The organism is Aurantiacibacter sp. MUD61, from assembly GCF_027912455.1.
Lineage (GTDB): Bacteria > Pseudomonadota > Alphaproteobacteria > Sphingomonadales > Sphingomonadaceae > Alteraurantiacibacter.
The window spans coordinates 833,808-857,871 of record NZ_CP115446.1; the positions used below are offsets into that span (position 1 = coordinate 833,808).

The following is a 24,064-nucleotide window of genomic DNA, read 5'->3' on the forward strand; positions in this document are numbered from 1 at the left end:
TTAGATATACCAGTCAAGCGGATCGGTGGGCGAGACACCACGACGTCCGGTTTCATCCTGTTCGCGTACACCGAATGTGCCGAGATCCTGACGGATGAGCGCGAGGCGATTGGCCAGCTGCGCCTCGGGGACACCCGCCGGGACGACTGCTGCCTTGCTTCCGTCATCGTCAAGCTTGGCGCGTTCATGTGGCATAATCTGCGTGCGTGCTGCGCTAACATCATCGCGCTGCATCTGCGGCTCGATATTAGCAAGCATGGCTGCAGACACATGCTCTGGAAGCACGGCAGCATCGCCAAGCGCATCATCCAATTTGACACGCTCGTGCGGCATGACCTGCGTCGCTGCTGCGAGCGATTGAGCCTCACGGATGAGCTGCGCCATCTCGGCAGTCATTCCATCGTAGAGCGTCGCGTCATTTTGCAGCGGCGTGCGGAAGCTATCCACCAGGAATGGGGGCAGCTCATCACGCCATGGGCGCACGGTGCTCGTAACGGATCCGCGCCGCTCCATCGCAGTTGAGGTGTGGCCGAAGAATTCAGAGATGAGCGAGTCCCATTCGTTCGCAAATTCGCGGCGCATCATCGCTGGCATCGCGCTGGCCTCGCCCTGATAGCCAAAGTAATCGCGCAGCACGGCCGTCGCGTTCAGCACGCTGGATGCGATGTTCCGCGGCGTCAGCGAGAAGCTTGTGCCGGTCGCTGCAGGCTGACCCACAGCCCTGCCCGGACGATAGGCGAGCGATACATCCGCCGCCGTTGAGACCGTGCCATCGCTGCGGGTGAAGCTGGCGGTGGCGACCACGGCGTTGCGGTCCACCTTGAGCAAGGTCTCCTGACCGCTGGCGGACAGGCTGATCGAGACGATGCCGACATCGGCCAGACTGCGAAGTTCGCCTGCATCGGTCCGCCCGTTGCCGTTGCGATCCTGCCAGACGCGCAATTCGCCAAAGCGCGCATCATTTGCATCGACCTGGCCATCACTGTTGCTGTCCAGCCATGCGAGGCCCTGCAGCCCGCTGCGCGCATTGGCATTCTCACTGGCGAGCGAAAGTTCTGCGGCATCGGTGATCAGGCCGTCATTGTTGCGATCGATGACGAGGAAGCCATCGTCGCCCTTGATCCAGCCGGTATCTTCCATGCTGCCATCGCCATTGTAATCGAAGCCGGCGCGCGACTTCTTGCGCTTGACCAGCTCCACGCCGTCGCCGCCGAGATCGAGGACGACCGGAGCAAACATGCCGTATTGCTTCCCGCGGAAGGAGAACACGGTGTTCGCACCGAGCATGCCTGCGCCCGGATCGGTAGCGTTGCTGGTCTTGCGCGGCGTAATCGAAATCGTGCCGCCAGCGACCCGCAGCATATATTTCTTCGACTTGCGATCGAAGGAATAGCTCACCGTCTCCAGCTCGGGCATATTTGTCGCGGCGGAGAAGTAGGTGAGCGCCGCATCGGCGAATTCGCGCGACTGGCCATTGGCAAGAAGCACGCTGCCGGTGTTGATGATGGCAACTTCGCCCAGCTCGGTGACACCATCTACCGGAGTGCCCGTAAGGTCGATTGCGACGATACCGACAGTCGCCAGCGATGCGGTTTCGCCTTCGTCGACTGCACCATCGCCATCCGCATCGCGCCACACGCCGAATTCGCCATAGCGATCATCCTGCGCGTTGAGCACACCGTCACCATTGCTGTCGAATGCGGCGAGGCCTTCAAGGTCAGTCGACGCACCTTCAAGGTCATCGACGAAGCTGATTTCCTCAACGCCCGACATCGTGCCGTCACCGTTGCGATCGAGATAGAGGAACGCCTCATCCGCGCTGATCCAGCTGGTATCGTCTGCCAGGCCATCACCATCGAGATCGAAGCGGGCATTGCTGTCCGCCGCGCTGACGGTGAGGACGCCATCGCCCGAAAGGTCGATGATGATTGGTGACACGACCGAAGCGGTCTCACCATTCTTGAACGAAAGCAGCTCGATGCCCTCGATCGTATCCGTGCCGTCATCGCCATCGGCCGTAGGCGCCGTGTCGACCACCTGCACCGTGCCGCTGACGGTCTGGATCACATAGGTATTGCGATAGCCGAAGTAATAGGCGGTGTCATAGCCGCCATTGCCGATCAGGTGATCGTCGCCGGCATTGCCCCAAAGGTGATCATCGCCCGCAAGGCCAAGCAGCTTGTCATTGCCTTCGCCCCCAGCGAGGCGGTCATTCAGCTTGCCGCCCTTTACGTGGTCATCGCCCGTGCCGCCGTTCAGCGAGTTGTCGTCCTTGTTGTTGCCGAACAGCTTGTCGTCACCGCTCGTGCCTTCGGACCAACCTTCATAGAGGCTGTCGATGCGCACATTCACGGTGCCGGTGGCCGTCTCATCCCCATCGGTGATGGTGTAGGTGAAGGTGTCGGTGCCCACAAAGGTGCTGTCCACGCTGTAGACGATGTTGCCGTCCACATCGAAGGCGACCGAGCCGACCCCGGCAGCGCCGAGCGAGAGGATGCTGATCGCATCGCCATCCGGGTCGCTGTCATTGGCCAGCAGATCGCTCGCGAGGATGGCGAGATCGGTCGCCTGCACGCCCACGAACACACCGTCGTCCGCGGCAATCGGCGGATCGTTGGGATCGATGATCGTCGCTGCGAACTGCGTCTGAGCGGTATATTCGCCATCGCTTGCGGTCAGGACAATATCGAACACGCCATCGAAATCGTCGACCGCCGTGCCGCTGAAGGCAGTGCCGTCGAACACCAGCCAGTCGGGCAGCGCATTGCCATCGGCAAGCGTTGCTGTGACGGTCAGCGTATCGCCATCGACATCGAAGAACAGATCGGCGGGTAGCTGCCAGTCGATGGTCTCGCGCCCGAAGATCGTGACATCACCCATGCTGCCGGAAACGACCGGCGCATCGTTCACCGGCGCGACCCACAAGGTGAAATTGTCCACCCCGGTAAGCTGTCCATCGCTGGCAGTGACGAGGATATCGAACACGCCGTTGAAGTTCGCCGGTGGCGTGCCGGTGAAGCGCTCGCCATCGAAGGACAGCCAGCCGGGAAGCGCGCTGCCATCCGCAAGCGTCGCCGACAGGGTCGGCGGATCGCCATCGACATCAGCGAAGCTGCCGCTTGCCAGAGCGAAGTCCACAGCCACATCCTCGCTCACGGTGACATCGGCCAGCGGCGTCAGGATCGCCGGAGCATCGTTCACCGGATCCACGGTGAGGGTGAAAGTGCCAGTCGCGCTGAGCGCGCCGTCGCTGGCCGTAACCGCGACATCGAGCGAGCCGTTGAAGTCCTGCGGCGGCGTGCCCGAAAGCGCGGTGCCGTCGAACGAAAGCCATGCGGGAAGCTCAGAGCCATCAGCCAGCGTCGCCGTCAGCGTAAGTGTATCGCCGTCCACATCGCTGAAGCTCGCCGGATCGATCGCCAGGCTGAAGGCGGTGTCCTCTGCAATATTTCGATCAGGCAGGGCAGCCAGCAGCACCGGCGCATCGTTCACCGGATCGACCGCCAGAGTGAAGGTGCTGGTAGCGATCAGGAAGCCATCCGTCGCGGTAACTTCGATCGCAACCGTGCCGTAGTAATCCTGCGGCGGCGTGCCCGAAAGCGTCGCCCCGTCGAAGGACAGCCAATCGGGCAGATCGGTGCCATCGGTGCGGCGCGCGACCAGTGTCAGCGCATCACCATCGACATCGGCGAACGTGCCGGCCGGGATGGTGTAGCTGAAGGCCTGGTCTTCCAGCGAGGTCTGGTCCGCCAGTGGCACCAGCAGCTGCGGCGCGTCATTCACCGCCACAATCGTGAAGTCGAATGTGTCGACCGCTTCCAGCGCGCCGTCGCTCGCCCGCATGCGCAGCGAGAGGACGCCGTTGAAATCGGCAGGCGGCGTACCGGTGATGCGCGCGCCATCCCATGCGAGCCATGTCGGCAGCGGTGAACCGTCCGCCATTTCGAGCGAGAAGGCCAGCGTATCGCCATCGACATCCCTGAAGCCCGCGCCGGTCAGCGGCAGATCGATGGCGTAATCCTCTGCCGTCATCAAATCGGCAAGCGGGGTCAGCACCACCGGCGCATCGTTCACCGGCGTGACCGTAAGACGGAAGCTGTCGGTCGCCATCAGCAGGCCGTCGCTCGCCATCACCTCGATATCGAGAACACCGTTGAAATCCTGCGGCGGCGTGCCGGTGAGGCGCGCGCCGTCGAATTGCAGCCAGGCGGGAAGCGGCACGCCGCCCACAAGCCGTGCCGACAGGGTCAGCGCATCGCCATCGACATCGCCGAATGTATCGGTCGGAATGCCAACGGAGATCGCGGTGTCTTCGGGCGAAGCCACATCGCCCAGCGGCTGGAGCACGGCAGGTGCATCATTGACTGCTTCGATCACCAGACGGAAGTCTGCGGAAACGCTTTCGCTGCCGTCATCCGCCGTCACCACGATATCGAACGATCCGTTGAAGTCCTGCGGCGGGGTGCCGGTGAAGCGAGTTCCGTCGAACGAGAGCCACTCCGGCAGCGCGCTGCCATCGGCAAGGCTTGCGCTGATCGCCAGCATATCACCATCGACATCGGTGAAGGCGTCGGCAGGCAGGGCCACATCCACGATCTCATCTTCCGCCGTGCGCACATCGCCAGCGAACCAGTTGGCAAGCACCGGCGCATCGTTGACCGGGTTGATCACCAGGGTGAAGACATCGCTGGCCGAATATTCGCCGTCGCTGGCGGTGAAACGCAGATCCACACCGCCGTTGAAGTCTGCAGGCGGCAGGCCGAATAGGCGGCCATCGGCGTAATCGAGCCACTCCGGCAGCGCGCTGCCATCAGCCATGGTCATGGTGAGCATCAGCGCATCGCCATCCACGTCGGAGAAGGCAGCGGTGTCGACTGCGAGATCGATTGCCTCATCTTCATAGCTCGCCAGATCGACAAGCGGCGTGTCGAGCATTGGCGCATCGTTCACCGAAGCGAAGCGCAGCACGAAATTATCGCTCGCCGCATACTCGCCGTCGCTGGCAGTTACGGTGATTGCGACGGTTCCGTCGAAATTGGCGGGAGGCGTTGCGGAGAAGCCCACGCCGTCAAACGTGAGCCAGTCCGGCAGAGCCATGCCGCCAACCAGCGTCGCCGTCAGCGTAAGAGCATCCTCATCGACATCGCCGAAGGTGCCAGCCGGGATGGTGAATGCGATAGCCGTATCTTCCACCCCATCGACATCGGCCAATGGCGCAAGCAGTTGCGGCGCATCGTTCACCGGATCGATGTTGAGGCGGAAAGTCGCCGCCACCTGTTCGAGACCATCGCTCGCCGTCAGGACGAGATCGAGCGCGCCGTTGAAGTCCTGCGGCGGTGTGCCGGTAAGCGCACCGGTTGCAGCATCGAAGGCCAGCCAGTCCGGCAGGGCGCTGCCGTCAGCCAATGACAGGGTGAATCCCAGCGTATCGCCATCGACATCGGCAAAGCGATCGAGCGGCAGGTTGAAAGCAATGCTCGCGTCTTCGTCGCTGGCGAAATCGCTGAGCGGGGTCAGCAACACCGGAGCGTCGTTCACTGGCGAAATGACCAGCGCGAACGCGTCGATTGCGGTGAGCTCGCCATCGCTGGCGACGAGACGCAAGTCGAGCGTACCGTTGAAGTCAGCCGGCGGGGTTCCTTCGAGAGTGCTACCGGTGAAGGTCAGCCAGTCAGGCAGAACGCGGCCATCGGCCATGGTCACGGCGAAGCTCAGCGTGTCGCCATCGACATCGGTGATGCCATCGGTGGGCAAGGACAGGCTGAAGGCTGCGTCCTCTGCGCTTTCCAGATCGGCCAGCGGGGTCAGAACGGCAGGCGCATCGTTCACCGGCTCGATCACCAGCGTAAAGCTGCTGCTGGCGCTGTATTCGCCATCGCTCGCCGTCACGGTGAGCGCAAACTGGCCATGGAAATCCTGCGGCGGCGTACCGGTGAAGCGTGTTCCGTCGAACGAGAGCCATGCCGGAAGATCATCGCCATTCGCGAGAGTTGCGGTCAGGGCCAGCGCGTCCCCATCGACATCCGAGAAGGTGCCTTCCGGAATATCGATGGTGAGCGCGCTGTCTTCAGCGCTGATGTAGTCGCCAAGCGGCGCATCCAGCACCGGCGCATCATTGACCGGGGTAATGGTGAGGGTGAAGCCCTCGCTCGCGGTAAGCTCGCCATCGCTTGCGGTCACCACCAGCGCCAGCGCGCCATTGAAGTTCGCGGGCGGCGTGCCTTCGAGGATGGTGCCGTTGAGGCGTACCCAGTCCGGAACGGCCGTGCCATCGGCCATGCTCAGCGAATATTCGAGCGTATCGCCATCGACATCGGCAAAGGCATCGCTGCGCATCGCCATGGCAAAGGCATTGTCCTCTGCCGAGGCGAAATCGTCGACACCGCTATCGACGACCGGCGCATCATTGACCGGCTCGATCGAGACGATCAGTTCGCGCACGGTTTCGAATTCGCCGTCGCTGGCTGCCACTTCCAGCGCAATCGCGCCGTTGAAATCGGCAGGCGGCTGGCCGGAGAGGCTCCGGGTTGCACTATCGTAGCTGAGCCATTCGGGAAGCGATGCGCCGTCCTTGCCGCGCACGCTAATCGCCAGGACATCGCCATCGGGATCGGTGGCAAAGCCTGATGGCAGCGCACCCACAAACGACTCATCTTCAAGTCCGCGCATGATCGGGACGAGATCGATGACCGGCGGATCGTTCTCCGGCTCCACCCAGACATGCACGCGGGCGGTGTCGGTCAGGCCGGTGCTGTCGGACAGTTCGTAGTCGAAATAGGCTGCGCCGTTGAAGTTCTCATCCGGCGTGATCTGCAATTGGCCGTTGCCCAGATCGACAATCGACAGACCTTGCATTTCGCCAAAGCCATTGATGAAGATCGCCTGCGGATCGGCATCGCTATCATTCGCGAGCAGCGCATCCTTGAAGATGACCAGCGGCGTGTCTTCCACGGTCGCCAGAGTATCATCGAGAGCCACCGGAACGTCTTCCACCGGCAGCACATCGATGGTGACAGTCGACCAGACGGGGAAGCCCTGCTCATTCTCGATCGCATAACGCAGCGTTACTTCGCCGAAGAAATTCGGCTCTGCGGTGTAGCGGTATTTGCCATTGTCGAGCAGCTCGGCACCCTGAAGCGTCACGAAGCTGAGTGTGCTGCCTTCGGGCGCGGTATCGTTCGCCATCAGCAGCGCGGGATCGATATCGATGAACCCGTCTTCGAGCATTTCGAGGCCGGCATCGGAGGATGCGACCGGTAGCGGGAAGTCGGGATAGACGATGATCTCGACGTAGCCGACGCTGGAATCGCCGTGCTCGTCGGTCACGCGGTAATGGAAACCGGCATCGCCGAAATAGCCGCCATCCGGCGTGAAGATCGCAGTATCTCCGTCGCGGGTCACGAAGCCCTGATCGCCGTCGAAGACTTCGACGATGGAGAAGCTGTCGCCCTCCACATCGCGGTCATTGGCGATCATTTCGGCAAAATCGATCACGACCGGCACGTCCATGTCGGTGACGAAGCCGAAATCGGCATTTGCAATCGGCGCATCGTTGATCGCCGCGACATTGAAAGTGACGGTTTGCGTGGTGCGCTTGCGACCATCGGTGACGGTGTATTTGAATACCAGCGCGCCGTTCACATTTTCATCCGGCACCAGCTGGAAGCGGCCACCCGGCAGCTCGAAGATGCGCGCGCCGTCAACCGAACGCTGGAGCGATTCAAAGCGCAGCGTGTCGCCATCGGGATCAATGTCATTCGCCATCAGATCATCGATGGTGAAGGTGAACGGCACATCCTCTTCGGTTTCGAACACGTCGGCGCCAAGAACAGGCGCCTGGTTGGTCGAGGCGACATTGACCGTCACCTTGCCCGTCGAAACGCCGTGGCGGTCGTCGGTTACGGTGTATTCGAAGCTCGCCTTGCCGGAGAAATTGTCATCCGGCGTGAAGGTTATGTCCGTACCGTCATAGGTGACGGTGCCATTGGTGGCATTGGCCACGTCGAGGAAGCGGATCGGGTCTCCATCCACGTCATAATCATTGGCGAGCAATTCTGCCGGGCTGATGACGAGCGGCGTTTCTTCTACGGCATCGACCGTGTCGGCCCGCGCCACTGGCGGATCTTCCAGCGGGTTGACGGTCACCGCCACATTGCCCGTGCTCTCGCCTTCGCGATCGTCGGTCAGAGTGTAAGTGAAGGCGTCCTTGCCGCTATAGGCTGCATCGGGCGTGTAGAGCACTGCCGCGCCCGCATTTCCGTCCACCATGGTGCTGAGAGAGGCGCTGTCCACCGTGCCGCCAACATCGCGGCTGACGGTGATATCGAGCGTGCCGAGCATATCGAGCGGCACTTCGCCGGTGATGACCCCGGTTGCGGCATCGATTGCAAGCCAGCCCGGCAGTTCGCTGCCATCGGCAAGCGTCGCCGAATAAGTCGCGCCTGCAACAGGCTCGAGACCTGCGGGCACATCGAGGCTGATCTGGCCCAGCTCGATCACCAGCTGGCCCTGTGCAGGCTCATCGAAGCCGGTGATGCGCATGGCATCGCCATCGCGGTCGAAATCATTGGCGATAAGCTCGGCCACGGTAACGCGGACCGAGAAGCCTTCATCGACAACCAGCGCATCGGCACCGGCATCGGGCCGTTCACGCGTTGGACGCACGTTGAAGAAGATTCGTGCCGGCTCGTCCGAAACAGCGCCCTTCTCATCCGTCGTGTCGTAAGAGAAGACGGCGGTGCCGTTGAAGTCATCCGGCGAATCCAGCGTGATCCGTTCATCGGTGACACGCAGTCCAAAGCTTCCAGCAGACTTCAAAGTGAAGGTATCATCCACCACCACTTCGGTGATGATCGACATGGCCGGAACATCGCCGCCGCCTGCGATATCGAGGCGGATCGGCACGGCACCAACGAATTCGGGCGGAGGCGTGCCGGCAAAGCTCAGCGTCTCGGGATCGAACGACATCCAGTCGTTGAGCGGAGCACCGCTTTCACGCAGCACGCTGAGGCCGCCAGCGTCCGAGAGATCGAGCGCGTAGAGGCCCTGCGAAGCGAAGAACGGATCGCCTGCCAGCACAGCATTGATCGCCGGATCGATGCCGACGGCAGGATCGATCACGAACTCCAGCGTGAAGCCGCGATCGGTCGAGGCGTAGGTGCCATCAGGCAGCACGCGCTTGGGCGGGGTGAAGACAATCTGCAGTCGCACCGGCTGCGCATCGGCATCCGGCTCGAAACCGGAAAGACCGATCGTGCGGGTCTCCGAATCGAAGGCGAGCCAGTCCGGCAGTGGGCGACCGCCGTTGAGCTGCGCGACCACGCTTGCACCGTCCAGATCGAACAGTGCGACATCGCTATCGTAGGCGACGGGTCCAGCTGTGAGAGCCGAAGTGTCGAGAAGCTGGCTATCGGTGAACGTCAGGTCCGCGCCGCCTGCAGGATCGGGGCGCGTGAACGTGATCGCAACTTCGTAAGTCGCCTCGGCATCGACAGGCGGTGTGCCAGCTAAGCTAAGCGTCGCGGCGTCGAACACCAGCCATGCAGGAAGCGGTGGACCATCAGCCAGCGCCGCGGTGGCCACTGCATCAGCCGGCAGGTCGCCAAGTCCGAATTCCAGGCTGCTCGCATGCGCCTCGCGAATGGTAAAGCCTGCGAGAACTTCGTCTTGCGCGCCATATCCGCCAGCAAGGCTTTCGGCAGTCAGCGTGATGCGGGTGTTGAACACGCGGCCATTGGCGGGATCTTCCAGCCAGACGTCGACTTCCACACCATCGGTAACGCCATCGGGCAATGTGCCCGAGAACGTCATGGTCGCGGCATCGAAGCTCAGATCGCCAACCAGCGGGGAGCCATCGGCCATCCGCGCTTCGACAGTGAAGTCGGGCGAAAGCCAGCGCTGGTCCATGACCCCAAGGAAGCGGGCGCGCTTGAAGAACAGCACGTCGCCATCGGGCTCGATATCATTGCCGAATGCTTCAGCCGGGATGACGAATTGCGGTCCGTCTTCGAGACCTGCCACAAGGTCATCGCGCAGGATCGCCGCTTCATTGCGCGGCAGGATCGTGATCGAAACATAGGCGGTATCGAAACCGCCGCGGCCATCGCTGATGGTGTATTCGAACCCGGCCGAACCGTTGAAATCGGCGCGCGGTGCGAATTCGATGAAGCCATCATCATTGATGCGCACCTTGCCGTTTTCAGCAAAGCGCGAGAGGCTTTCGATCAACAGCGTATCGCCATTCTCGTCACGGTCATTGGCGAGTAGGCGGGCCGGATCGATGACCAGCAGCTGGTCTTCCAGCGTGCGCAGGCCGTAATCATTGGCAGCCACCGGCGCGTCATTGTCCGGCTTGACGAAGAGATTGTATTTCAGGGTAGCCTGCGCGCCGCGGGCATCGATCACCTGGTAATCGATGCTGGCTTGGCCCAGCGCATCGGCAGTGAACAGGAAGTCGCCGGTGTCCGGATCGATGGTGATCGAGCCATTGGTGGCGGCGTTCAGATCCGCCCCTTCATACAGCCCAACGAAGCTGATCGCATCGCCTTCGATGTCATAGCTATATGCCAGCAGGTCAGCCGCAGTAATGCGGGTAACAGAGCTGAGGCGGATCTTGCGCACACCGCCATCCGCGCGCGGCGCATCATTGACCGGAGTGATATAGACTTCGACCGTGGCCGTGTCCGTTGCGCCCGAAGAATCGGCAAGAACGTACTGGAAGCCAGCAGTGCCGTAGTAATCGCCCTTGATCTTGAATTCGAGATAGTCGCCCTTGATCGAGCCGGAGATATTGCTGGCGGCGAACTGATAATCGCGGTGCTTGTAGCGATCGATATCGTCGCCATCGATGTTCTCTAGCGGCTTGATGCCGACGATGCGCAGGCCCTCTGCCGCATTGTCGCCATCGATATCCCAGTCATTGGCGAGCAGCGTGTCGATGCGGATGCGGATCGGCACGTCTTCGGTGCCGTATTGCAGCTCATCATCGACGGCGGTCGGCGCGTCATTGACAGGCGCCAGGTTGACTTCGACCCGGGCCGAGCTTTCGCGGCCGAACTCGTCTCGCACCACGTAGTAGAAGAACGCATCGCCATTGTGATTGAGATCGCCCAGGAACTCGATCATGCCGTCTTCATTGACGGTCGCCGTGCCCTTGATGCCGCGATCGATACCCACGAAGCTGAGCGTCGAAACATCTTCGGTATCGTTTTCGATCAGGAAAGCCGGATCGATCAGGATCGGCTCGTCTTCCTTGGCGAAGCGGACGATATCGTCGGCAGCGTTAAAGCGGCCGATACGCTGCAGCGTGTCGATCGTATCGACATCCCATACGGTGCCATTGGTGAAGACGATTTCCTCGATACCCGTCTCGCGGCCGAGGAAGTGATCGGTCACCCGGATCGTATCGATCAGGAAGCCGTCGTCCCGTTCGAATTCGAGGAACAGATCGTCGGCATCGCGCAGGATCGAAACGTCCTTGGGCGCAACTGTGGCATTGAGCTGGATGCGGTCGATATCGGCAGCATCGCCCAGCTCGTTGATCGTGTCTTCATCGCCTTCGATACCGAAGACATAGGTGTCGGAGCCGAAGCCGCCGGCGATCACATCCTTGCCGAAGCCGCCTTCGAATGTGTCATCGCCCGCGCTGCCGGTGAAGGAATCGGCATAGACCGAGCCCACTACCATTTCGATGTCGATAAGCGTATCGCCGAGCGCTTCGCCCGAGAGACCGACGCCCTGTGCGAGGTCGATAACCACCGCATCGTCAGACAGGCTGTAATCGGCAATATCGAAGCCGCCGCGCCCGTCGATCACATCTGCGCCGCGATTGCCGCGAATGCGGTTGTCGCCTTCGTCACCGCGAATGATGTCGTCGTGATAGGAGCCCTGGATGATCTCGATGCTGCTGAAGGTATCGCCCAGCGCATCGCCGCCGCCCGCAGTGCCATCGACCATGTCGATCGTCACGCCTTCGAGCGAAAGCGTGTAATCGGCGATATCGACGCCTTCGCCGCCCTGCAGCACATCCGCGCCGCGGCCGCCGATCAGCGTATCATTGCCAGCGCCGCCGATCAGCAGATCATTGCCACGCTTGCCCGAGAGGAGGTTGTCGGCATCATCGCCGGTCAGCACATCGTCATGATCGCTGCCGATGATGTTTTCGATGCCGACCAGCACATCGCCTTCGGCTTCGCCGCCAAATCCGGTGCCATCCAGCAGCGAGACAGTGACGCCCTCGGTCGAGAATTCATACACAGCCGTATCGCTGCCATCGCCGCCATCGAGATAATCGGCGCCGACGCCGCCCGACAACGTATCGTTCCCGGCACCTGCGATCAGCGTATCCGCGCCGCCGCGGCCTTCGATGATATCGTGGCCACCGCGACCCTCGAGCCGGTTGTCCTGTCCGTCGCCGCCGAGCAGGTCGGTAAATTCGGAGCCAATAAGGGCCTCAATGCCGAGATAGACGTCGCCCTGAGCAAAGCCGCCCTGGCCGATGCGCGCTTCAAGGTCGGCGCGCACACCGATGTCGGAATCGATGAATGTCACCGTGTCGAAACCGGCCCCGCCATCGATCCGGTCGGCACCATCGCCGCCATTGATGAAATCGTCGCCATCGCCGGCTTCGATCAGATCGTCGCCCAGTGCGGCCTCGATCACATCATCGCCGCCAAGCGCGACGATCCAGTCGGCGCGGTTGAGCCCGCGGATGATCTCGCCGGTTGCCGTGCCCTCGATATAGTCGGGGTCCGGCGTGCCGGTCAGGACACCGGCATAGTAATCTGCGACTGTCGCGTTGGCGAAGCCGACATCCTCAGCACCTTCGGTGTCGCGGATGCGGTATTCTATGGCGATTTGGCCGCTGAAGCCTTCCGGGACGCGTACGACAACAAACTGTTCGCCTGCCCATTCGACAATCTGCGCCGTACCTGCCGTCACACGATTTCCAAGCTGCAGCTCGACCGTATCGTAAACGCCGTCGACACCGACAAATTCAGGGAACGCGCGGTTCGGATTGTCGAGGTCGATATCCCGCTTGCCGTCTCCATCCGTATCAAGCTGCTCGATATCGAAATCGTTCGCCAGCAGATCGCTGACGCGGATGACGAGCGGCACATCTTCCGGCGTGATGAAGCCGAAATCTTCACCCACGGTCGGATCGTCATTCGACGGGATGATGACGATATTGACGTTGCCGGTGGCTTCGCCGTCGGCGCCATCGGTGATGGTGTAAGTGAACCCGCCCGACTTGGTCGCATCGCGATCCGGCGTGTAGAGCAGATTGCCGTCCGCATCGTATTCCAGCGTGCCGTTCAGCGGATCGCGGCGATAGCCCCAACCGAGGAAGGTGAGCGGATCGCGGTCGATATCGGTATCGTTCGCCAGCAGCGAGTCGATCTGGATGACGGTCGGGATATCTTCGTAAACGTAGATCGTATCGGTGACCGCTTCGGGCGGCCCGTCACCCACATTTTCAAACCACAGCGTTACCCGGCCGCCGTCGACAAGGCCTTCAGGATCGGTGATCGAGTAGCTGAAGGTCGCCTCGCCCCAGAAATCCTGGTCAGGCGTGAAGATGATATTGCCGCCTTCGATGACGATATCGCCGTTCACCGCGTTGCCGGCTTCCTCGAAAGTGACTGCGAAGCCTTCCACGTCGTAGTCGTTCTTCAGCAGCTCCACGATCGGGATGACCATCGGCGTGTCTTCGGTGCCTTTGAGGATCGGCAGCGATTTGCTGCGATAATCATCGTCACGCGCGACCGGACGGTCGTTGACCGGCTGATATTCGATGGTGGCACGCGCCCAAGCGGAGCCGCCCTGCCCGTCGCTCACCCGGTAGGAGAACCATGCATCGCCGTTGAAGTTCGCATAGGGCTCGAACAGGATCGTGCCATTGTCGAGCAGCTCAGCACGGCCGCCTACGCCTTGCGCCACGCCGGTAATGGTCATGGGATCGCCATCGTGCTCGATGTCGTTGGCGAGCAGCTGATCGGCGGCGATGACAATCGGATTATCTTCGAGGATGGGTGAGCCATCCTGATTGGTTTCAATCCGGTCGTTGGCGAGTTCAGGGGCGTCGTTCACCGGCGTAACGGTGAAGCTTACCCGGCCGGTGGATGTGCCGCCATTGCCGTCGCTGATCGTGTAATCGAAATAGGCATTGCCCCAGAAGTAATCGCGCGGGGTGACCGTGATCAGCCCGTCCGCATCGAATGCGACCTGCACATTGGCATTGGACTGGAGCGATTCCACGATGAGCGTATCGCCATCGATGTCGGTATCATTGGCGAGAAGGACGCGCGGATCGATGCTGATCGACGACCCTTCGGCAAATTGCGAAACGCTGTCATTGCGCGCAGCTGGGGCATCATTGACCGGCGTAACGTCGATAAACACCTGCGCTTCGGCACGGCCGCCTTCGGGCGTGTTGGCGACATAGGTGAAGCTCGCCTGGCCATTGAAGTTCGCGTCGGGCGTGAAGCTGATGTTGCCGTCGCTCGACAGCGAGACGCTGCCACCGCTGGGATCGAGGACCTGGCCGACGACCATGCGGTCACCGTCAAGGTCGTTCGACAGAAGCCGCTCCACGCGAATGACGATATTCCCGTCTTCTTCGACAGCGAAGCCGCTATCGTCATAGGCGGTGGCGATCGGGCGTACGCGGATATCCAGAACCGCATCGTCAAAGCCGTTGCGGCCATCCGAAATAGTATAGGAAATCGTCGTCGGACCGAAGAAATCGCCAATTGCGGTAAAGCGGATATTGCCATCGCTATCGAGCGTCGCGACGGCATTTGCGCCGCCGTCGACTGCAACGATGCGCAGCGGATCGCCATCGGCATCGAAATCGTTCGACAGCAGCACATCGGCGCGGATCACAAGTTCCTGCCCGGAGGTGACGGAGTAAACCCCGTCTGCCCCGATGGTCGGTGCGTTGTTATCGAGCAGCGCAGCGATCTCGGCTTTGCCCCAGGTCACCCCATCAGCGAAGTAATAGTTCTCGATCCCGCGGTTATCGCTGGCGAGAGCATCGATGATTGTCAGCGTGTCATTCTCGTTGCCAGCGACGCGCAGAACGATCGTGTCGCTCGAACCGAACAGGCGTTCGCCCGAAACCATGTCCGACGTGATGCCGATCAGGCGCAGCGTGTCGAAACTGCTGGCCGTGCCGTCATCGATCGTGTCGTGGCCCGACCCCTCGCCAAATTCGTAGATGTCCAGGCCGCCATTGCCGAGCAGCGTGTCATTGCCCGGACGCGCGGCGAAGAAGTCTGCCCCGCTGAAGCCGATGACATTGTCATCCCCTGCACCATCGACATCATCGATAACGGCCGCGCGCATGTCATCGCGCGTCCAGGTCTGGCCATCGGCAAATTCGAGCGAAACGCTCTTGCCCGATGTGCCGTTGGCATCTCCCAGAGCGCCGATCAGGATGAGCCTGTCACCCGCAGAGGCGAATTCCACGACAAGGTCCAGATTGTCCGGCCCGCCGCGCCGCAAGGATGCGACATCCGAGAGTGCATAATCGCGCAGGACAACCCTGTCGGCACCGCCGGTCAGCGCCTCGATGCGGTCGTCCCCATCGCCCTGGTAGTAATTGTAGACGTCTGCGCCCGCGCCGCCTTCGATCAGATCGTGGCCCGCTTCGCCTGTCAGCGCATCATTGTTGTCGCTGCCGACGATCACATCGTTGCCGTCGGTGGGAGCCGTGGTAAGCAAATCGGCCTGCAGCGTTGCGACCGAAATTTCGGTGCCGTCATCCAGCGCGATGGTTTCGACGCCAGCCGTATCGGAAAGCCCGTTGACGATGATGATCCGGTCATCGCTTCCGGCAAAGCGCACTGCGACATCGAGGCTGTCTTCGCCGCGGCGGCTGAAGCTGATTTCGTCTGCCGTATAGCCTGTGATCTCGAGCCGGTCGGCAGTGGAGCCCGCATTGTCGAACACCACATCGCTGCCATCGCCGCGCGTGAAGCGATAGGTATCATTGCCAGCGCCGCCGCGCAGCAGATCGTCGCCCAGTCCGCCGGTGATGATATTGTCGCCCGCGTCGCCGCTGATCGTGTCATTGCCGAAGGTGCCAGACCGCTCAACAAGATCGGCAACGGTCCACACCGTGCCATCGGCAAAACGAACTTCTTCGACTGCGCCGCTGGCAAGACCGTCCTCAATCGTGATGCGTGCATCGCTGCCGCGCAGGCGCAGGACGAAGCCTGTTCCGCCGGCATTCTGCTCTACAGTCACATCGCTGGCGGCGATGCCCTCTGCAAACACGAGCGCATCATTGCCACCCGTGTCGCTGATCGTGTCATGGCCGCCGCCGCGAGCGAAGCGATAGATATCGTCGCCGAGGCCGCCTTGCAGCCGGTCGCTGCCTTCGCCGCCGTCGAGATCGTCATTGCCTTCGAAGCCGCGCAACAAATCTGCACCGCCAAGCCCTGCGAGCACATTGTCGTTCGCATCGCCGATCAGCGTATCGTCGCCATCGCTCGCGGCCAGCGCCATCGCGCGCAGATCTGCTGCTGACAGGCTTGTGCCATCCGCGAAACTGATGCTTGCGATATCGAGGCTTCCTGCACCGCTCGTGCCGATGCGAATACGGTCTTCGCTATCGGAAATCTGCAGAACCAGATCGTTGCCATCGAACTTGGCGCGGAGCATATCGGCAGTCAGGCCGGCGCCCAGGACGAGGCGGTTTGTGCCGATGCCGTCGACGATCACATCCTGCCCGTCGCCAGCATCAAAGCGGTACTCGTCATCACCGCGGCCGCCCTCGAGACGGTCATTGCCAGTACCGCCGATCAGGACGTCATCATAGAAGCCGCCCTTGAGCACATCATTGCCCGCACCGCCCGTAAGCGTGCCGCCCGTGGCGCCGGGATCGATGCGGTGGAGGCGCACATTGTCGAGTGAAGCGCCATCGGTATTGAGCGAGCCGAGCCCGCGGAACGACAGGCGGTTTTCGCCCTCGACAGCGGTAAGCTCGAGCGACTTGGTCTTGTAGCTCCGGTTTGCTTCCGAGACGGACAGCACGAGCACGCCGTTCCAATAGACATTGAACGCGCCCGAAGCTGCGGTCGTCCGGTTCGCGTGGTCGAATTCAAGCAGCAGCGTCTCGCCTTCGACGAGATTGCCGTAGCTCTGCTCCATCCAGGTGTTCTCATCGGCTTCGAGATCGATCCAGTTATTACCATCGCTCGGGCCGATACCTTCGGCGGTGCCGGTAATAATCTGGATGCGCCCGCCGCTGATATCCCGCCAGTGCGGAATCGAGTAGGACCAGTACTGGTTGTAACGGCTGAAGGGCTCTTCGAAACTGCCGTTGCGGACGATGTCGAAGCTTTGCAGGGTCAGCACATCGTCGCCATCGCCGCCCGTTGCCGAGCGCGCGATGATGTCGTCCCAGTTCCAGCTGGTGCCATCGGCAAACAGCACTGTCTCGACGACACGGCGCGTATCGACGAGGCCGCCATCGATCAGGACGCGCTGCTCGCCGTCACCGATGCGCAATTCGATGTGTCGCCCATCGACCTGTGCAACACTGATATCCGATGCGAGGATGCCCGCGCCGAATTCAATAGTGTCATTGCCACCGAAATCGGCGATGACATCCTGTCCGTCGCCTGCCGCGAAGACATAGATATCGCTGCCGATGCCGCCTTCGAGACGGTCATTGCCGGTACCGCCGCGCAAGATGTCGATATCGTCGCGCGTGCTGCCATCGCCGAAGCCGGTAAGCGTGTCATCGCCCGAACCGCCAATGAGGATATCGGAGCCTTCGCCGCCAATAACCGTGTCATTGCCCTGACCGCCCGAAAGCTGGTCGTCATCGAAACCGCCGTCGATCGTGTCATTATCAGCGCCGCCCGAAATGCGGTCGTTCCCGGCAAAGCCGTTGAGCGTGTCATTGCCCGCACCACCGCGGATCGTATCATCAAGCTGGCCGCCATCGACCACAGCGTCACCATCGCCATCATCCACCACAACGGCGGCATCGAGGCTGATCGGCAGGCCTTCGAAATTGTCAGGCGTAAGCGCGGTGCGGTCGACATTCAGCAGGCGCACAAGCGCGGTGAAGGATCCGTCCGCTGCCTGGCGAGCAATTACCGTATCTGCACCCTGTTGCAGCAGGCGAAGATCGCCATCGACGAAGGGGTTGGGGCTCGCTGAAAGGATGCGGATCTGGTCGCCGCCAGGTCCGGCAGTGAAATCGGTGATGACGTCGGCCACGAAAGAGGCGTCCGCACCTTTGCCGGGAAGGCTCAGATAAAGGTCGCGGCCCTCGCCGCCGGTGTAGGTGTCGACGCTGGCATCCGCACCGATATCGAGGAACACATCGTCGCCCGCGCCGCCGTCGACGCTATCCGCACCGCTACCGCCCGCGAGATAGTCTGCGCCCATGGTGCCGGTGACGGAGTCATCGCCATCGGTGCCGCGCTGGACGGAAGATACATTTGTGGCGTCAGGCACGGCCTGCGCCAGCACGTCCGCCAGCGTCAGGGTTACGCCGCTATCGGCGATTTCGATGAACTCGACCGCAGCGGCAGGGCCGGATGCCGCGCCGCCAGCGATCACGATGGTCTCGTCACTGCCGAGAAAACGGATGGTGACATCCGCAAGCGCCGGTCCGGTCAGGCTGAAGCGGACCTGGTCCTGGGTGTATCCGCCGATCCGCAGCCGATCGTTTGAAGTGTTGCCATTCTCGGTGATGACATCGCTGCCGTCTCCGGCGTTGTAGACGTACAGATCATTGCCGAAACCGCCGCTCAGCGCATCATCGCCTGTGCCGCCGATCAGCGTGTCATCGGCCAGACCTCCGTCGAGGCGATCGCTGCCGCCATTGCCTTCGAGCTTGCTGGCGGAATCGTAAGCCGTGAACGCGTCGTCGCCCTCGCCGCCGACCAGGCTGCGGCGGCGCAGTTCGGTGAGATCCCACACGGTGCCATCGGCGAATTCAACGGTCTCAACGGTCGCCGCATCGGCCGCCAGCGCGTTATTCAGCACCACACGGTCACTGGTGCCCTCGACCAGCAGCACAAGAGCGCCGCTGCCGTTGTTGCGGACGACAATCTCTGCAGGCGCGATCCCTGCGCCGAACACGAGCTTGTCGATACCCTCTGCATCGGTGATCGTGTCGAGACCGTCGCCGCGATTGTAGTGATAGGTGTCGTTGCCCGTACCACCGTCGAGCGAATCCGTACCCGGTCCACCGATCAGCGTATCGTCGCCGGCCTGCCCGCGAAGAGTGTCATTGCCCTCGCCACCGTCGATCGTATCATTGCCGCCCGCACCGTCGAGCGTCTCGGAAACAGCACTACCAGCGATGATGTCGTCACCATCGCCATAGACGCGGCTGTTGGCCGAAACGGTGGTGAAATCGGTGAGAGCCGCCATTTCGGCATGAGTGAGCTCGGTTCCATCGGCGAAGAGGAAAGTCTCTATCTGACGCGCCGAATCGGACATCGCGCCGAAAATTGTCAGGCGATCGTTTTCGCCTGCAAAGCTGATCGTCAAATCATTGGCCGTGCGGACCACGGAAATCTCTGCGAGCAGGACCGATGCGCCGAACACGACCCTGTCGATGCCAGCGCTGTCCGTGATCGTGTCCTGACCATCTCCGATATCGTAGTGATAGGTCTCATCGCCGCTGCTGTCGCTGATGGCATCGGCGCCTGTGCCGCCCGTGATCGTGTCATTTCCGGCATCGCCACGAATGACATCGGACCCCGTGCCGCCTTCAATCACATCATCGCCTTCGCCGCCGTGCAGCGTATCGCGGCCTTCCCCGCCGGAGATGATGTCGTTCCCGTCAAGGCCGTGGATCGTGTCGTTACCTTCGCCGCCATCGAGTGTGCGATCGACGATCTCGGCAAGGCTCGCGCGGTGGAGCTGAACATTGTCGAGCGAAGCGCCAAAGCCATCAGATGGGCCGAGAGAACGGAAACCGAGCAGGTTCGGTCCGGCCTGCGCGGTCAGTTGCAGCTCGACATGCTGCATGGCAGTATCGCCATAAATAATTGTCTTGACGACAACGCCGTTCCACAGAATTTCGAATTCCGCATTGGCCGCGCTCGCACGGCTCGCATGGTCGAATTGCAGCAGCAGAAGCTCGCCGTCGGCCAGCCCATCGACCTGCTGCACGATGTGGAGATTGCTATTGCCCGACCAGCTTGGGCTGCCGTCGAGCTCGAGCCAGTACTTGCCTTCGGTCGTCGGAATTCCGGCATAACCGGAATTGATCTGCTCGAAAGACAGGGCCGAAGGCGACTGCGTGGAATCGAGGCGCGTCCAGCCGGGAAGGGTGGAATTGCGATAGCCCCAGCTGATTGCCGTTGCGTCTGCCGCCGATTCCTCGAACCCGCCGTTGGTGAGCAGGTTTTCGCCCTGCACGTCGAGCAATGGCTGATCGGGACGATCGCCATCATTGGTGCCGTAGATGAGATCATCGCCGGAGGTCGACTGCTGCGCGGAAAGCTGCAGCTGTTCGAGCGTCCAGACGGTGCCGTCCGCGAATGCGACCTCGTCGATCGTCACCTGCTGGCCGAAGCGCGCGCCGCGCAGCGTTACACGTTCGCCGCTTCCGCTGATGTGCAGCACGATATCATTCGCGCCGCTCGGCATAATGCGAACATCGGTTGGAGCAATGCCTGCATCGAAGAGAAGGCGGTCGAACCCGCCGGCCTCGAGTATGATGTCCTGCCCGTCTCCGCGCGCGAAGCGATAGATGTCATTGCCGGTGCCGCCACGCAGCAGATCGTCCCCGACGCCGCCGGAAATATCATCATCGCCAGCGCCCGCATCGATAGTATCGTTGTCATCCGTGCCGCCAAGGAGATCGGCTCCATCGGTGCCGGTATTCTCAGCAGGTTCGACAAAGACAGGTGCACCGGTGCCGACCGTAGGCCGCTCTGCAGTGACTGCTGTCGCCGCGCCGACCATGTAGGCGTGGCTCCATTTGGTGCCATCGGTGAAGCGCACTTCTTCGATGCGGTAGTAATCGTGGTTGATCGCATTGGCGATGAAGATAACATCGTCCGTGCCGGCGATCCGCAGGATCAGATCCGGATGTGACGTTTCGATGATTACATCTGCTGGAGTGATCGTGTCATCGAACTCGATAACGTCGAACTGGTTGCGACCGCCGTCGGCGATAACATCCTGCCCGAAACCCCGGCTGAAGCGATACGTGTCGTTGTCCCAGCCGCCACTCAGATAGTCATTGCCCGTCCCTCCATCGAGCACGTCATTGCCGCTGTTGCCATATAGCGAGTCGTTACCGGCACCACCTGCAAGGTCATCAGCCCAATATGCACCGCGCTTAAAGTCATCGCTCTCAGTCGATAGAAGCCCCATCTGTGAGAGCTCGTTACGTGACCACACCGTTCCATCGGCAAACCGCACTTCTTCGATATTGGCGTATTCATGGTCGTAGAAACGCTGGATTGTAATCCTGTCGGTGGTACCCGCCAGACTGATGATTAGGTCCGGCCAGCTTTGCTCGATAACCAAATCGCTGGGAGAAATCGTTCCGTCGAATTCGATCACATCGAATTGATAGCGACCGCCCTCGTAAATGGTATCCTGGCCGAACCCGCGGCTGAAGCGGTAGATGTCGTTGTCCCACCCACCGTTCAGGTAATCGTTGCCGGTGCCGCCCTCGATGATGTCGGCGCCGCTGTTCCCGCGCAGATCGTCATTACCTTCGCCGCCAACCAGCGTGTCGCCCCAATAGGCGCCGCGCATCTGGTCATCGCCGTCGGTCGCCACAAACGTCCGCTGCGCCAGTTCATTGCGGCCCCACACAGTGCCGTCGGCAAACCGCATCTCTTCGATATTGGCGTATTCATGATCGTAGAAACGCTGCACCCGGATCTGGTCGCTCGTTCCGTCGATCTTGATAATGAGATCGGGCCAGTCCTGCTCGAAGCTGACCTCATCCGGAGAGATCGTGTCGTCGAATTCGATGACATCGAATTGATAGCGACCGCCCTCGTAAATGGTATCCTGGCCGAACCCGCGGCTGAAGCGGTAGATGTCGTTGTCCCACCCACCGTTCAGGTAATCGTTGCCGGTGCCGCCCTCGATGATGTCGGCGCCGCTGTTCCCGCGCAGATCGTCATTACCTTCGCCGCCAACCAGCGTGTCGCCCCAATAGGCGCCGCGCATCTGGTCATCGCCGTCGGTCGCCACAAACGTCCGCTGCGCCAGTTCATTGCGGCCCCACACAGTGCCGTCGGCAAACCGCATCTCTTCGATATTGGCGTATTCATGATCGTAGAAACGCTGCACCCGGATCTGGTCGCTCGTTCCGTCGATCTTGATAATGAGATCGGGCCAGTCCTGCTCGAAACTGACCTCATCCGGAGAGATCGTGTCGTCGAATTCGATGACATCGAATTGATAGCGACCGCCCTCGTAAATCGTATCCTGACCGAACCCGCGGCTGAAACGGTAGATGTCGTTGTCCCAGCCGCCGTTCAGGTAATCGTTGCCGGTGCCGCCCTCGATGATGTCGGCGCCGCTGTTCCCGCGCAGATCGTCATTACCTTCGCCGCCAACCAGCGTGTCGCCCCAATAGGCACCGCGCATCTGGTCGTCGCCGTCGGTCGCGACGAACGTCCGCTGCGCCAGTTCATTGCGGCCCCACACGGTGCCGTCGGCAAACCGCATCTCTTCGATATTGGCGTATTCATGATCGTAGAAACGCTGCACCCGGATCTGGTCGCTCGTTCCATTGATCTTGATAATGAGATCGGGCCAGTCCTGCTCGAAGCTGACCTCATCCGGAGAAATCGTGTCGTCGAATTCGATGACATCGAATTGATAGCGGCCGCCCTCGTAGATCGTATCCTGACCGAACCCGCGGCTGAAACGATAGGTGTCGTTGTCCCACCCACCGTTCAGGTAATCGTTGCCCGGGCCGCCTTCAAGGACGTCGTTGCCGTTGTTCCCGCGCAGATCGTCAGCGCCCCAGCCGCCGGTCAGCGTGTTTGAGGCCGAACTGTCGGAAATTACGACTGCGGGTGTCGGATCGAAAGGTGCTCCGCTGAAATTGAAGCCAGTCAGCTCACTCGCCTGAACGCCCGCAAGACGCAGCAGCAGGCGGCCTTCCTCATAGCTCCTGGCTCCATTGTCGATGAACCAGATCAGCGCGTCCGCACCGTCCTGCGTCAGGCGCACAGTGCCCGATGCCGATGCGCCGTACTGGATCGAAAGGCTGTCTCCGCCGTCACCGACGCGGAAATTGGTGATGGTGTCCACACCCACGCCGCGGTGCGCGTCGGCTACGAACAGGTGGTAGACGTTGCTATCGGCGAGACCGACGATTTGGCGCGCGTGGAGGCCGGATCCGATGTCCTCGACTTTACCGACGCTGGCAGGATCATCGACAAGGCCGATCGTGCCGGTCGCGACTTCCTCTTCGCCGCCAATATCGCGATCGAACAGCGGATCGGCGAACGGATCGCCATTATCGACCGGGGGATTGAGCAAGCGCTGTGCATCGACGGGCGCAAGTGCTGCGGCGAGCAGCGTCGCGTCGCTCCACTCTGTTCCGTCGGCAAAAATGACGGTTTCGATCCGCGTGGCGCTCGCCTGGCCGACAAGGCGCATGCGGGCGCCTTCATGGCCGATGATGCGCAGCACGAGGTCCGATCCTTCGCGCACCACGATCAGATCAGAAATCGTCACACCGGCTGCGACGCGAACGGTGTCCTGCGAGGCGGTCCCGGTCGGCTCGACAACCGTGTCCTGGCCCGTTTCGGGGCCGAAGAAGTATCCCGTGTCGCCAGTGCCGCCCGACAGCGCATCATTGCCTTCGCGCCCATCGAGTGCGGCGTTGAGATCGCGCTTGGTCAGGTCGATCGTATCGTCGCCCGGCGTTCCGGCCAGGGCGCGGCTCATGATTTCGCCGTAATCCCAGAAGCTGCCATCGGCGAATTCGAACCGCTCGATCGACCCCGCGCCGCTGATCATGCCTTTCAGGGTGATGCGGTCTTCGGTGCCGACAATCCCGACCACGATGTCATTGGGCGATGCGGAGATGAAGCGGATATCGCCC

General features: G+C 61.5%; 1 protein-coding gene (running past one end of the window). It reads right to left on the reverse strand.

Features of this window, described 5'->3' with window-relative positions; genetic code table 11:
• Positions 1–24,064, reverse strand: partial view of a tandem-95 repeat protein gene (locus O2N64_RS04035; RefSeq protein WP_271078999.1) — the 3' portion only. It continues 8,048 nt past the right edge of the window; only the last 24,064 of its 32,112 coding nucleotides appear in the window; the start codon falls outside the window, past its right edge; the stop codon is at positions 1–3.